Raw genomic sequence first — 14,375 nt, 5'->3', positions numbered from 1 at the left:
GAGTCATAGGCTTTCAGAACCCGACAACGACTTTCAGAACTCAGAAGTTCACTTTCGGATGTCGGAAGTTCTACTCACCTCGAGGAGGGAGCCGCCCATGAGCGAATCCGCCGTGACCGTGAACGGGGAGCGCCGCTCCCTCGCCGACACCGCGACGCACACCACCGCCCTGGACTGGCTGCGCGGCCGCGGGCTCTCCGGCAGCAAAGAGGGCTGCGCCGAAGGCGAGTGCGGTGCTTGCGCGATGCTGCTCGCGACGCCCGCCCCCGACGGGGGAACCGCCTGGACGCCCGTGAACGCCTGCCTCGTGCCGGTCTACGCGCTCGACGGACAGGAGATCGTGACGGCCGAGGGGCTCGGCGACCCCGAGCACCTGCACCCCGTGCAGGAGAAGCTCGCCGAGGCCGGCGGATCGCAGTGCGGCTACTGCACTCCCGGCTTCGCGTGCAGCATGGCCGGAGAGTACTACCGCGCCGATCGCGCCGGAGATGAGGACGAAGCCCTCGGCGAGGAGCCCTGCCCCGTGCACGACGCCGAGCACGGTCCGAACGGCTTCGACCTGCACGCACTGAGCGGCAACCTGTGCCGATGCACCGGCTACCGCCCGATCCGCGACGCGGCCTACGCCCTCGGTTCGCCCGAACAGGGCGACCCGCTGCAGCAGCGCCTCTCACAGCCGGCGCCCTCGCCCGTCGCCACCGACGTCGAGGTGGCGGGCCGACGCTTCGGGCGACCGGCATCCCTCGCCGACGCCCTGCGGATCCTCCGCGACGAACCCGACGCCCTCCTCGTCGCCGGATCGACCGACTGGGGCGTCGAGGTGAACCTGCGCGGCCGGCGCGCCCCGTTCGTCATCGCGATCGAGCAGCTGGACGAGCTGCGCGGTCTCACCGTCGGCGACGATTCGATCGAGATCGGCGCGGCGCTCGCGCTCTCCGAGGTCGAGAAGCGCCTCGACGGCGCGGTGCCGCTGCTCGCCGAGATGCTCCCTCAGTTCGCCTCGCGACTGATCCGCAACCGCGGCACATTCGGAGGCAACCTCGGCACCGGCTCCCCCATCGGCGACACTCCCCCTGCACTGCTCGCGCTGGGCGCCCGCCTGGTGCTCACGAGCGCCGGCGAGGACGACCGCATCGTCGAGCGCGAGGTCGAGCTGTCGGAGTACTTCACCGGATACCGGCAGACGATCCGGCAGCCCGGGGAACTCATCAAGGCCGTGCGCATCCCGCGCCCGCTCGCCCGCGTCACGGCCTTCCACAAGATCGCCAAACGCCGCTTCGACGACATCTCCAGCGTCGCCGTCGCGTTCGCGCTCGACATCGAGGGCGGCGTCCTGACCGCCGCGAAGATCGGCCTGGGCGGCGTCGCCGCGACGCCGCTGCGAGCCCTCGCGACCGAGACCGCCCTGGTCGGCCGCCCATGGGACGTCGAGACCGTCCGCACGGCATCCGAGGTCCTGGGTGCGGAGGGCACGCCGATGTCCGATCACCGCGCGAGCTCCGAGTACCGCGCCCTCATGCTCAACACCGCGCTGCTCAAGCTGCACAGCCGAACCGTGATCGAGTCGAAGGAGGTGCCGGCATGAGCACGCTCGCCGACCGCCCCGAGAACCCCGTCGTCGGCCGCCGCGCCGCGCACGAGAGCGCTGCGCTGCACGTCACGGGGGCCGCGATGTACACCGACGACGTCGCAGAGCACACCGCGGGCGTGCTCACCGCGTGGCCCGTGCAGTCGACGAACGCCCACGCCAAAGTGACGATCGACGTCTCCGGCGCCTACGAGGTGCCGGGCGTCGTGCGCGTGCTCACCGCAGACGACGTGCCAGGTCTCAACGACGCCGGCATCCGCAACGACGAGCCCCTGTTCCCGAGCGAGGCCATGTTCTACGGTCACGCGCTCGTGTGGGTGCTCGGCGAGACACCCGAGGCCGCGCGCCTGGGAGCCGAGCGGGTGCAGGTCGAGTACGAACCGCTGCCCTCGATCATCACGGTGCAGGACGCCCTCGACGCGCAGTCCTTCCAGGGGACGCCGCGCACGGTGCAGCGCGGCGACGCGTCCGCCGGGCTCGCAGGATCCGCCCACGTGTTCGAGGGGGTGACCGAGTTCGGCGGCCAGGAGCACTTCTACCTCGAGACGCACGCGTCCTTCGCGATCCGCGACTCCGAGGGGCAGTACTTCATCCAGTGCTCCACTCAGCATCCGTCCGAGACGCAGGAGCTCGTGTCGCACGTGCTCGGCATCCATTCGAACGAGGTCACCGTGCAGTGCCTGCGCATGGGCGGCGGCTTCGGCGGCAAAGAGATGCAGCCGCACGGCTTCGCAGCCATCGCCGCTCTCGGCGCCAAGCTCACCGGTCGCCCCGTGCGACTGCGGCTGAACCGCACTCAGGACATCACGATGACCGGCAAACGGCATCCGTTCCACATCGCCTGGAAGGTCGGCTTCGACGCCGACGGAATGCTGCAGGCGCTGGATGCCGTGCTCACCTGCGACGGCGGCTGGTCGATCGACCTGTCCGAGCCCGTGCTCGGCCGCGCCCTGTGCCACATCGACAACGCCTACTGGATCCCGAACGTGCACGCCTACGGGCAGATCGCGAAGACGAACAAGACCTCGAACACCGCCTACCGCGGTTTCGGCGGTCCGCAGGGTGTGTTCCTGATCGAGGACATCCTCGGCCGTATCGCCCCGCAGCTGGGCATCGATCCGCTCGAGCTGCGTCGACGCAACTTCTACCGGCAGGGGCAGACCACGCCCTACGGCCAGGTCGTGAAGGATGCCGGGCGCATGTCGACGATCTGGGATCAGCTCTCCTCCGAGGCTTCCGTCGATGAGCGTCGAGCCGAGATCGCCAGGTTCAACGCGACGAGCCCGCATGCCAAGCGTGCGCTGTCGATGACGCCGATCAAGTTCGGCATCTCGTTCAACTTCGCCGCCTTCAACCAGGCGGGCGCCCTCGTGCACGTGTACAAGGACGGCTCGATCCTGATCAACCACGGCGGCACCGAGATGGGGCAGGGGCTGCACACCAAGATGCTGCAGGTCGCCGCGACCGCGCTCGGCGTCGAACTGGATGCGGTGCGCCTGGCCCCGACCCGCACCGACAAGGTGCCGAACACCTCGGCGACGGCCGCGTCCTCGGGTGCAGACCTCAACGGCGGCGCCGTGAAGAACGCGTGCGAGCAGATCCGCGACCGCATGGCCGCGGTGGCAGGGCGCCTGCTCGGCGTCGACGAGCGCGATGTGCGCTTCGGCGGCGGGTTCGTGACCGCGCTGGGCGCTCCGCTGAAGCAGGTGACGTTCGCCGAGGTCGCCAAGGCCGCCTACCTGCAGCGGGTGCAGCTGTTCGCCGCGGGCTACTACCGCACCGAGGGTCTGCACTGGAACCCCGAGATCATGCAGGGCTCGCCGTTCAAGTACTTCGCGTACGGGGCGGCCGCGACCGAGGTCGAGGTCGACGAGTTCACCGGGGCGTACCGGGTGCGCCGGGTCGACATCGTGCACGACGTGGGCGACTCGCTCTCGCCCATGCTCGACATCGGCCAGATCGAGGGCGCCTACGTGCAGGGCGTCGGCTGGCTGACCCTCGAAGAGCTGCGCTGGGACGAGAGCGACGGCCCGCATCGCGGTCGCCTGCTGACCCAATCGGCATCGACGTACAAGCTGCCGAGCTTCTCGGAGATGCCGTCGGAGTTCTCGGTCAGACTGTTCGAGAACGCACGCGAAGAGGGAGCCGTCTACGGCTCGAAGGCGGTCGGCGAGCCGCCGTTCATGCTCGCCTTCAGCGCCCGCGAGGCGATTCGGGATGCGGTGGCGGCGTTCGGACCGGCGGGCCATTCGGTCGAACTCGCGTCTCCCGCGACGCCCGAGGCCGTGTTCTGGGCACTGCGTGCGGCGCAGGCGGCGAGCGAATCCGCTTCCGCGCTGAACGACGAGACTTCGACCGCCTCCGAGCCCGCACTGGCACCGGCCGGCTGAACGGGATGGACTGGCTCGACGCCCTGCAGGGGCTGCGCGCACAGCGCAGCCCCGCGGTCGTCGTGACCCTGGCGGTGGTGCGCGGCCACGCTCCTCGCAACGGCGGAGCCAAGATGGTCGTCTCGGCGGATGCCGTGTTCGGCACGGTCGGCGGAGGAAACCTCGAGGAGACAGCGATCGACCGCGCGAGGGAGATGCTCGCTGCAGGCTCCGCCGAACCCGAGCTGCTCACCCTGACCCTGAGCGACAAGGCCGTGACGGAGTACGGCGTGCAGTGCTGCGGAGGAGAGGTCACCATGATGCTCGAGCCGATCAGAGTCATCCCGACCGTCGCGGTGTTCGGCGTCGGCCACGTCGGGCTCGAACTCGCGCGCATCCTCGCCCGGCACGAGGTCGATCTGCACCTGATCGACTCGCGCCCCGCGATGCTCGACGCCGGGCGTCTGGGCGAGCCGGGCCGCAGCGGAGTGTTCGCCGACGCGGTCGCGCGCGTGCACATCACGCACGCGCCGGTACCGGAGTCGGCGCTCGCCGCACTGTCCGAAGGCGCCCACGTGCTGGTCATGACCCACGACCACGTCGAGGACCTGGCGGTGGTCGACATGGCCCTGCGCACGCCAGGGCTCGGCTCGATCGGGTTGATCGGGTCGGCGTCGAAATGGGTGCGCTTCCGCAAGAAGCTCGCCGAACTCGGGCAGACGGATGCCGATCTCGAGCGGGTCATGACCCCCATCGGCATCCCCGAGGTGGCCGGAAAGCAGCCCGCGGCGATCGCCGTGAGCGTGGCGGCGCGCATGCTGCAGCTGATCGACGAGCAGGCGCGGCGGGCGTAGTTCCGGCATCCGATACCCGTACGAATGTCGGCCGAGAAGACGAATGTCGGCCGGGATCGGAGTTCAGGACCGACATCTGTGTTCCGGGCCGGCATCTGTGTCGGGCGGATCGATTCGCATCCACCATACGGAAACCAGAATCCGAAGTATGGACATGCCCGCCGAACTCATCTAGAGTCTCCTCAGGCCTAGGCGGGTTCACACAACCATCTACCGGGCACCCCCGCAGCGAAGACGCTGCGGATCGTGACCCGGAGGTGCTTCATGCTCGACCGTCTGACCGACTACGCCGAATGCCTGGCCGATCCCGATCGCTGGGCGATCGCGACGATCGTCGAGGTCTCCGGCTCCGTGCCTCGCCCTGCGGGAACGTCGATGGCGGTGCGCGATGACGGCCGCACGATCGGTTCGGTGTCGGGCGGCTGCGTCGAGGGTGCGGTGGTGGATGCTGCGCTCGAGTGCCTGCGGACCGGCGAGGTCGAGCTGCACTCCTTCGGCTACGCCGATGACGACGGCATCTCGATCGGGCTCATGTGCGGCGGCGACGTGCGCGTGCTCGTGCAGCCGCTTCGCACCATTCCCAGCGGCATCCTCTCCGAACTCGCCCTCCCCGGTCGTGCCCCGAGGCTCGTGCGGGAGCTGCCGCTCGACGACGCGGCTCGCAACGGAGGAGTCCTCACGTTCGGGCGGAGACTCACGACGGAACCCTCCGCCCGAACACGTGTTCTCCTCCCGACCGAGGCGGCCTCGGACCTCGACGATCGGGTGCGCGCGGCGCTCGAGCTCGGCGGCACGCACGTCGTCGAGATCGCCGACCGATCGCAGCCGGGGTGCCCCGTCATCCGCCGCCTGCTCGTGGAGTCGACGACGACTCCCGCACGCCTCGTGATCTACGGGGCGAACGACTTCTCGGCCGCTCTCGCGCAGGCGGCCGCGCTGCTCGGCCGGCACGTCACGGTGTGCGACGCCCGTCCCGTGTTCGCGACCCACGCCCGTCACCCCGGCGCCCAGGAGGTGGTGCTCATGCACCCCGCCGAGCATCTCGCGCAGGAGATGGACGCCGGACGCATCGACGCCCGCACCGCGATCGTCGTGCTCACGCACGACCCACGCTTCGATCTGCCCGTGCTCGATCGCGCCCTGCGGGCCGACCTCGCCTACGTCGGCGCGATGGGATCGCGCATGACGCACGAGAAGCGGATGCAGGAGCTGCGCGCGGGTGGGCTCGGCGAGGAGCATCTCGCTCGCCTGCAATCGCCGATCGGCCTCGACGTCGGAGCCCGAACGCCCGCCGAGGTGGCGGTGTCGATCCTCGCCGAGCTCATCCTCGTCGAGACCGCGTCCCGCGCCGGCGTCTCGGCCGCTTCGCCGCGCACGCTGCGCGAGGTCTCCGGCGACGTGCACGACACCCGTCGCACCTGCGCAGCCGAACCGCGCAGCCCCGAGGCGGCGATGGCATGGATGTGACGAGCGTCGACGAGGTGCTGATGTGCGCCGACCCCACCGTGTGGCGCCCCGGCGACTCGTGGCTGGCCGGCGGCACGGTCATCTACTCGTACGGCACCGACATCACCCGCGGCGCCCCGACCCGCCTGCTCGACATCACGGGAGCCGGGTGGCAGCCGATCACCTGGCACGACAACGGAGACCTCGAGATCGCCGCCACCTGCCGCATCGCCGATCTGCGCGACCTGGCCGACGACCCTCTGCCCGGCGGGGCGCCGCGCAAAGCGCTGCCGGGGCTCGACGTCATCCCACCGGTCTGCGACTCGTTCGTCGCCTCGTGGAAGATCTGGCACGTCTCGACGGTCGGGGGCAACGTGGCCACAGCGCTGCCCGCCGGCCCGATGATCTCGCTCCTCACCGCGTGGGACGCCACGGCCCTGATCCTGCGTCCCGACGGACGCCGACGCCGCTCGTCGGTCGCCGACCTCGTCACCGGCCCGGCCAGGACCCGGCTCGGCTACGGCGAGCTGATCCGCAGTTTCCTGGTTCCTGCCGAGGCGCTGCGCCAGCCGCACGCGTTCCGTCGCATATCGCTCACCGAGCGCGGTCGATCCGCCGCGCTGCTCATCGGCCGCCGCACGACCGAGCGGAGCGCACGAGTCTCGATCACGGCATCCGTCCCCCGCCCGATCGTGCTCGACCTCGTCGTGACACCACGACGAGCGGATGCCGCCGCCTGGCGCACCGCGATCGATACGGCCGCCGTGAGTGCTGGCGGCTGGTACGACGACATCCACGGCGAGCCGGCCTGGCGCCGCCTGATGACGCATCGGCTCGGCGACGAGATCGTCGCCGAGCTGCTCCCCGGCGCCACCGGGGTCGACGAGGCGAGAGGCCGCGTCACCGGCGATCTGCGCATCGAGAGGAGCGTGGCATGAGCATCATCGAGAGCGGTCTCGGAACGGATGCCGCGAGCACGACGGGGCCCGGCCCGCGCCCGGCGACGCTCGACGGCCGCGAGGTCGAGGTCGCCGCCGAACCCGGCCAGTGCCTGCGCACCTGGCTGCGCGATCAGGGATCCTACGGTGTGAAGAAGGGATGCGACGGAGGAGACTGCGGCGCCTGCACCGTGATCGTCGACGGCGAAGCCGTGCACAGCTGTGTTTACCCCGCGCATCGCGCGGCCGGACGCGAGATCGTCACGGTGCAGGGCCTCGGAACACCGGAGCATCCGCACCCCGTGCAGGAGCGGTTCCGCAAGGCCGCCGGATTCCAGTGCGGTTTCTGCACGGCGGGCATGGTGTGCACGGTCGCAGCGATGCCGGAGAGAGCCGAGCACGATCTCGACCGCACTCTGAAGGGCAACATCTGCCGCTGCACCGGATACCGCAGCATCGACGATGCGGTGCACGGGGTGGAGAACATCGACGACCGCGCCGGTGGCGTGGGGCATGCCACCGGCGCTCCGGCCGCGCTCGGCGTGGTGACCGGAACGGCGCGGTACACGATGGACATCGACCCCGACGAACTCCCCGGAGCGCTGCTCTACGGAGCGGTGGTGCGGAGTCCGCACGCCCATGCGCGCGTCATCCGCATCGACGCCACCCGCGCTCTCGCGGCGCCCGGCGTCGTGCGGGTGCTCACCGCCGACGACGCCCCGCGGACGCTGTTCTCGACCGCCCAGCACGAGCTCGTCGAAGACGACCCCGAAGACACCCGCGTGTTCGACGACGTCGTGCGCTTCGTCGGCCAGCGGGTGTCGCTCGTCGTCGCCGAGTCGCAGCGAGCCGCCGATCGAGCCGCCCGTCTCGTCGAGGTCGAGTACGAGGTGCTGCCGTTCAACCTCGATCCCGAACTCGCCGACCACCCGGCCACCCCCGTGCTGCACGGCGACAGCAACGTCGTGATGCAGCTGCACTCCGAGGTCGGCGATCTCGAGGCCGAGCTGGCAGCATCGGCCATCGTCGAGGAGCGAACCTTCCGCACCCATCGGGTCTCGCACACCGCGCTCGAGACGCACGGCTCGATCGCCTGGCAGGACGCCGACGGACGTTACGTCGTGCGCAGCAGCACGCAGGTGCCGTTTCTCGTGCGGCGGTCGCTCGCTCGCGTGTTCGGGCTGCCGAAGGAGGATGTGCGCGTGTACGCCGCCCGGGTCGGAGGGGGCTTCGGCGGCAAGCAGGAGATGCTCACGGAAGACCTCGCTCTGCTCGCGACGAAAGCCACCGGCCGGCCCGTGCGCATCGAGTTCTCGCGCAAGGAGGTGCTCACCGCGACGACCGTGCGGCATCCGTTCCGCATGCGAGTGCGCATGGGCGCGACTTCGGACGGCGTGATCACCGGCATCGCGGTCGACGTGCGATCCGACACCGGGGCCTACGGCAACCACGGTCCCGGTGTGATGTTCCACGGCGTGGGCGAGTCGATCGCGGTGTACCGGGCGGCGGCGAAGAAGATCGACGCGTCGGTCGTGTACACGAACTCGATCCCGTCAGGGGCGTTCCGCGGCTACGGACTCAGCCAGATGATCTTCGCGATCGAGTCGACGGTCGACGAGCTCGCCCGCGGGCTCGGTCTCGACCCCCTCGAGATGCGCACGAAGAACCTGATCGGCCCCGACGACGCGATGATCGCCGCGCACAAGGAGCTCGACCTCATCATCGGCAGCTACGGGCTCGACGAATGCGTCTCGATCGTGCGCGAGCAGCTGGCGCGCACACGGGAACTGGATGCCGAAGCCCTTCATGGCGCCATAGTGCGCGACCGGCTGGCGCGCACACGAGAAGCGGATGCCGCCGGCCTCGCCTCCGGCTGGACGATCGGCGAAGGCGCGGCCGTCGCCATGATCGCGACGGTCCCTCCGCGCGGACACCACTCTCACGTCACGATCCGGCTCGAGCCCGACGGGGCGTTCGGCCTCGACGTCGGCACGGCCGAGTTCGGCAACGGCACCTCGACCGTGCATCAGCAGATCGCGGCCACCGTGCTGCAGACGACCACGCAGCGCGTGCGGCTGCGTCAGGCCGACTCCGACCTCGTCGAGCACGACACCGGGGCTTTCGGTTCGACCGGCACGGTCGTCGCCGGCCGGGCGACGCATGCGGCCTCGACCTCGCTCGCCCTGACGATCCGCGAACGCGCCGCCGCCGTGTTCGGCGCCCCCGTCGAGGCGTGCCTTCTCGCGGGCGATCGTGTGATGTACGGCGGCGAATCTCTGACGCTGCGTGAACTCGCCGCTTCCGGCTCGATCGAGGCGAGCGGATATTGGGGCGGCAGTCCGCGGTCGGTGGCGTTCAATGTGCAGGGATTCCGGGTCGCGATCGACGAGGGCACCGGGGAGCTGCGGATCCTGCGTTCGATCCACGCGGCGGATGCCGGTGTCGTCGTGAACCCCGAGCAGTGCCGCGGGCAGATCGAGGGCGGCATCGCCCAGGCGATCGGCGCGGCGCTGCACGAGATCGTGCGTCTCGACGAATCGGGGCGGGTGATCAGCGACATCCTCCGGCAGTACCACGTGCCGACCTTCGCCGATGTGCCGCGATCGGAGATCTTCTTCGCGCAGACGAGCGACGTGCTGGGTCCGTTGGGCGCGAAGTCGATGAGCGAATCTCCGTTCAACCCCGTCGCCCCCGCACTGGCGTCCGCCATCCGTGATGCGACCGGTATCCGCCTGACGGCGACTCCCTTCACACGCGACCGGATCCACGCCGCGATCATCGAACGTGACGCCGGCGCGTCGACGGAGCAGGCCACGCCGGAGGCGGACCGTTGACGATGCACCACCGTCACGCGATCGTGCTGGCGGCGGGCAGCGGCACCCGTCTGGGGCTCGGTCCCAAAGCGCTCCTGCCGTGGAACGGCGAGGTGCTCGCCACCCGGGCCACACGAGCGGCCGCGCTGGCCGGCTGCAGCGTCTCGATCGCGATCGGCCCGGAGGCGTCGGAGGTGCGTCGTTGGCTGCGTCGCCGCTCGTCCTCCGCGGTCGCGGTGCACGTGCCCGACGCGCAGCGCGGCATGGGCGTCTCGCTGCGCGCGGCGGTCCGCCATCTCACCGCTGCCCCTGACCGACCGGATGCCGTCATCGTGCTGCTCGTGGACCAGCCGGGAGTCGACGACTCCGTCATCCGTCGCCTGTTCGACGCGCACCGGCCCGGCCGTGTGACGCGTGCCGCCTGGACCGGCGCGCCCGGCAATCCCGTGGTCTTCGACACCGACCACCTCATCGCGGCGGCGTCGGTCGCGACGGGCGATTCCGGCGCGAGGGTGTGGCTCTCGGCGCATCCGCGCCTCATCGACGATGTCGAGTGCGGAGACCTCGGCTCCGGCGCCGACGTCGACGAGCCGTCCGACCTCACCGCCTGGCCCGAACTCGGCTGAGCGCGCGCTTGCGTGCGGCGTGCACTCCGGTCTGCTCCGGCGTCGTCCGTGCCGGCATGCTCCATCGCCGGCGCCCCTCCTCAGCTGCGAGGCCCCTGTTCATCTGCGTAGATGAACAGGGGCCTCGCAATCCGGCAGAAGCCTCCCCGCGCCGGGCGGATCAGCCCGCGAGCATCGTCTCGATCGGACCGCGCACGAAGTAGAGCGCGAAGCCGGCAGCGACGACCCACATGAGCCAGTGCACCTTGCGGGCCCGCCCGGAGAGCGAGTTCACGAGGGCCCACGAGATGAAGCCGACACCGATGCCGTTGGCGATCGAGTACGTGAGCGGCATCGTGACGATCGTGAGGAAGACCGGCAGCGCGACGGCGAAGTTCGTGAACTTGATCTCCTTGATCTGCCCCATCATCATCGCGCCGACGACCACGAGGGCGGCGGATCCGACCTCGATCGGCACGACGAGCGTGAGCGGGGTGAAGAACATCGAGAGCAGGAACAGCACTCCCACCACGACCGCAGCCAGCCCCGTGCGTGCCCCTTCGCCGATGCCCGAAGCGCTGTCGACGTAGACCGTGTTCGACGAGGTCGAGGTCGCACCTCCAGCCACGGCGCCGAGACCCTCGACGACGAAGGCCGAGCGCAGCCGCGGGAATGTGCCGTCCTTGTAGGCGAGGCCCGCGTTCTTCGCGAGACCGGTCATGGTGCCCATGGCGTCGAAGAAGTTCGAGAACACGAGTGTGAACACGAGCATCGTGGCCGACAGGGCTCCGATGCGTCCGAACGATCCGATGAGGTCGAACTGCCCGATCAGCCCGAAGTCGGGGATCGTGACGAGCGCGGTCGGGATCTCCGGGATCGTCATGTGCCAGCCGCCCGGATTCTCGAAGCTCGGGCCGAGCTTGAAGACCGCCTGCGCGATGATCGCGAGGATCGTCGAGGCGACGATGCCGATCAGGATGCCACCCGGCACCTTGCGGGCGACGAGCACGCCGATCAGCACGAGGCCGATCAGGAAGATGAGCGTCGGGATCGAGGTGATCGATCCGCCGTCGCCGAGCTGCACGGGCGGGCCGCCGGGAGTGCGGTTGACGAAGCCCGAGTCGACGAAGCCGATGAACGCGATGAACAGCCCGATACCGACCGTGATCGCCGCCTTCAGCTGGGCGGGCACGGCGTTGAAGATCGCGGTGCGGATGCCGGTGGCCCCGAACAGGACGATCAGGATGCCGTTGATGACGACGAGCCCCATGGCCTCGGGCCAGGTCACCTGGCCCACGACGGAGACGGCGAGGAACGAGTTGATGCCGAGCCCCGCGGCGAGCGCGAACGGCAGTCTCGCGACGAGTCCGAACAGGATCGTCATGACGCCGGCGGTGAGCCCGGTGGCGGCGCCGATCTGCGCGCCGTCGAGGGCGTTCCCCGAGACGTCGGCCACGCCGCCGAGGATCAGCGGGTTGAGGATCACGATGTAGGCCATCGTCACGAAGGTGACGATGCCGCCGCGGATCTCACGGCCGATCGTCGAACCGCGACGGCTGATCTCGAAGAAGCGGTCGAGGGCGTTCTTGGGCTCGGCGTCGACCGTGGCGGTCGCTCCGGTGGCCAGAGGCGGGAATTCCGGCGCGGGGACCGCGCCGGTCTCAGGGTCGTTGAAGACATGTGAAGACATCATCGGCTCCAGGGTTGGTCGTGCAGAAGGTGGGCGGATGCGGGGCGGGAGCTCCGCCATCGGGTCGCTGAGGCGCGAGCCCCGTGCGAGTCAGTAGTCGACGCGCGAGGTGTTGGCGTTCCACTCCGTGAAGGGGGCGACGCGCTCGTCGGGCGTCAGCGACTCCTGGCCGACCGGCATGATGGCCCGGTCTTCGGGGCCGCCTTCGAAGTATCGGTAGAAGACCGCGTCGTCGAAGCCGGCGTCGGCCGCGTCGTGGCGGGAGGCGGCGAAGTAGACCCGGTCGATGCGTGCCCACAGTGAGGTGGCGAGGCACATCGGGCAGGGCTCGCAGCTCGTGTAGAGCGTGGCCCCCGTGAGGTCGAACGTGCCGAGCCCTTGGCACGCGTTGCGGATGGCCGTGACCTCGGCGTGCGCCGAGGGGTCGAGGTTCGCCGTGACCCGGTTGACCCCCTCGAAGACCTGTCCGTCGGCCGACACGACGATCGCGCCGAACGGGCCGCCCGCGTCGCGGACGTTCTCGGTGGCGAGCGCGACGGCCCGGGAGAGGTACTCGGCCGGAGTGGGCTGTGAGTCTGTGGCGGACATGCTGATGCTGCTCATGAAGGCTTCCTTGCTGTCGTCGCAGTGATACGGCTTCCGGCAGGGCCCCGTGGGGATCGGCCTCGAGATATACGTCGAACCGCTAGGTTGTGCTTTCTTGCGCCTGGCGACCGTCATCAGTCGTCCAGCCAGCACGACTGTACTCCCGAGAATCGCGGGCGTCCAGAGTGTTCTGAAATTCACATTCCACAATGCGAGATCGGAGATTGCGAATCCGCGCATGCGGAACTATGGTCGTCATCATGACGCATTTTCGGATCAGCGAAGCCGCCCATCTGCTGGGTGTGAGCGACGACACCGTGCGCCGCTGGGTCGGCGACGGCATCCTCGTGGCGTCGCTCGACTCCTCAGGTCGCCAGGTGGTCGACGGTGCCGCCCTCGCCGACCAGGCCACGAGGCTCGCCGGAGGCGCGGCCGACGACGACCCGGTGCGCCGCAGCGCGCGGAACCGCTTCACCGGCCTCGTCACCAAGGTCGAGATCGACGGGCTGATGGCCCAGGTCGAGCTGCAGAGCGGTCCGCATCGGGTCGTGTCGTTGATGTCGGCCGAGGCGGCGCGCGAGCTGCGCCTCGAGGTGGGCAGCAAGGCGACCGCGGTCGTCAAGGCGACGATGGTCGTCGTCGAGACCGAGAAGCAGGCGTCGTGATGGGTGCCATCCGCCCCCTGGCCGCCGTGGCCCTCACGATCGGCCTGTTCGCGGCGACCGGCTGCACGGCATCCGCTCCTGCCGAGCCCACGGCCACCGCATCCGACGAATTGAGCGGCGAGCTGACGATCTTCGCCGCCGCCTCTCTCTCGCAGGCGTTCGACGAGCTCGCCGCCGATTTCGAGCGGCTGCATCCCGATCTCGACGTCCGGCCGATCTCGTACGACGGGTCCTCCGTGCTCGCCACCCAGCTGATCGAGGGCGCTCAGGCCGACGTGTTCGCCTCGGCCGACGAGAAGAACCTGGCGAAGGTGGCGGATGCGGGGCTCGCGGACGCCGGTGAGCCGTTCGCCACGAACGTGCTGCAGATCGCCGTCGCGCCTGGGAACCCCAAGGGCATCGAGACGCTCGAGGATCTCGCGCGCCCCGGCCTCACCGTGGTCGTGTGCGCCGCCGAGGTGCCGTGCGGCAGCGCCGCTCGCACCCTGCTCGACACGGCGGGAGTCGCGCTCACCCCCGCGAGCGAGGAGCAGAACGTCACGGCCGTGCTGTCGAAGGTGCGCTCGGGCGAAGCCGATGCGGGGCTCGTGTACGCGACCGACGTCAGGGCCGCAGGCGACGCGGTGACGGGCGTCGACATCGAGGGAGCGGATGCGGCCACCAACGTCTACCCGATCGTCGAACTCGCCGGAGCGCAGAATCCTGATGCGGCGCAGGCGTTCGTCGCGTTCGTGCAGTCGGACGCGGGGCGAAAGGTCCTCGAGCGTCTCGGATTCGGGGCGCCGTGACCCGGCGCGGCGAGAGTCGCGCGGCGGCGCGACG

Annotated in this window: 11 protein-coding genes; 9 read left to right on the top strand and 2 right to left on the bottom strand. The window is 70.0% G+C overall.

Annotation, left to right across the window (positions count from 1 at the left end; all coding sequences use genetic code 11):
* The first annotated feature begins 97 nt into the window (after positions 1-97).
* The 7 genes from ACI3KT_RS13710 (at position 98) to ACI3KT_RS13680 (ending at position 10,634) form a co-directional block, all read left to right on the top strand.
* The gene (locus ACI3KT_RS13710; protein WP_404904849.1) at positions 98-1,585 is read left to right on the top strand and encodes a xanthine dehydrogenase small subunit; all 1,488 of its coding nucleotides are present in this window, start codon (positions 98-100) and stop codon (positions 1,583-1,585) included.
* The gene (gene xdhB, locus ACI3KT_RS13705) at positions 1,582-3,978 is read left to right on the top strand and encodes a xanthine dehydrogenase molybdopterin binding subunit (protein WP_404904847.1); all 2,397 of its coding nucleotides are present in this window, start codon (positions 1,582-1,584) and stop codon (positions 3,976-3,978) included. The genes ACI3KT_RS13710 and xdhB overlap by 4 nt, the downstream gene beginning before the upstream one ends.
* Positions 3,979-3,983: 5 nt before the next feature.
* A complete protein-coding gene (xdhC, locus tag ACI3KT_RS13700) occupies positions 3,984-4,811 on the top strand; it encodes a xanthine dehydrogenase accessory protein XdhC (RefSeq protein WP_404904845.1) in 828 nt (275 codons plus the stop codon).
* Between the two features lie 264 nt (positions 4,812-5,075).
* Positions 5,076-6,278, top strand: a complete 1,203-nt coding sequence (locus ACI3KT_RS13695; protein WP_404904842.1) for an XdhC family protein — start codon at positions 5,076-5,078, stop codon at positions 6,276-6,278.
* Positions 6,269-7,195: an FAD binding domain-containing protein gene (locus ACI3KT_RS13690; RefSeq protein WP_404904840.1), complete on the top strand. Its 927-nt coding sequence runs from the start codon at positions 6,269-6,271 to the stop codon at positions 7,193-7,195. Before ACI3KT_RS13695 ends, ACI3KT_RS13690 begins: the two co-directional genes overlap by 10 nt.
* Positions 7,192-10,029: a molybdopterin-dependent oxidoreductase gene (locus tag ACI3KT_RS13685; protein ID WP_404904838.1), complete on the top strand. Its 2,838-nt coding sequence runs from the start codon at positions 7,192-7,194 to the stop codon at positions 10,027-10,029. The genes ACI3KT_RS13690 and ACI3KT_RS13685 overlap by 4 nt, the downstream gene beginning before the upstream one ends.
* A 2-nt stretch (positions 10,030-10,031) precedes the next feature.
* Positions 10,032-10,634 carry an NTP transferase domain-containing protein gene (locus tag ACI3KT_RS13680; protein WP_404904931.1) on the top strand — a complete coding sequence of 201 codons (603 nt, stop codon included), beginning with the start codon at positions 10,032-10,034 and terminating at the stop codon, positions 10,632-10,634.
* A 160-nt stretch (positions 10,635-10,794) separates the two neighbouring features.
* Here the strand turns inward: ACI3KT_RS13680 and ACI3KT_RS13675 are convergent, their stop codons facing one another.
* The gene (locus tag ACI3KT_RS13675; protein ID WP_404904836.1) at positions 10,795-12,306 is read right to left on the bottom strand and encodes an NCS2 family permease; all 1,512 of its coding nucleotides are present in this window, start codon (positions 12,304-12,306) and stop codon (positions 10,795-10,797) included.
* Positions 12,307-12,393: 87 nt separating this feature from the next.
* Complete coding sequence (locus tag ACI3KT_RS13670) at positions 12,394-12,891, bottom strand: nucleoside deaminase (protein WP_373426309.1); 498 nt, start codon at positions 12,889-12,891, stop codon at positions 12,394-12,396.
* Positions 12,892-13,148: 257 nt separating this feature from the next.
* On the opposite strand from ACI3KT_RS13670, the gene ACI3KT_RS13665 reads away from it, so the two are divergent.
* Positions 13,149-13,553: a molybdopterin-binding protein gene (locus tag ACI3KT_RS13665; RefSeq protein WP_404904834.1), complete on the top strand. Its 405-nt coding sequence runs from the start codon at positions 13,149-13,151 to the stop codon at positions 13,551-13,553.
* Positions 13,553-14,341, top strand: a complete 789-nt coding sequence (gene modA, locus ACI3KT_RS13660; protein ID WP_404904832.1) for a molybdate ABC transporter substrate-binding protein — start codon at positions 13,553-13,555, stop codon at positions 14,339-14,341. Before ACI3KT_RS13665 ends, modA begins: the two co-directional genes overlap by 1 nt.
* The last annotated feature ends 34 nt before the right edge of the window (positions 14,342-14,375 follow it).

It is taken from the genome of Microbacterium sp. ZW T6_19 (assembly GCF_044987465.1).
GTDB lineage: Bacteria > Actinomycetota > Actinomycetes > Actinomycetales > Microbacteriaceae > Microbacterium > Microbacterium natoriense_A.
The sequence above is the reverse complement of the archived record's forward strand: the minus strand, read 5'-3'. Positions and strand labels throughout refer to the sequence as shown.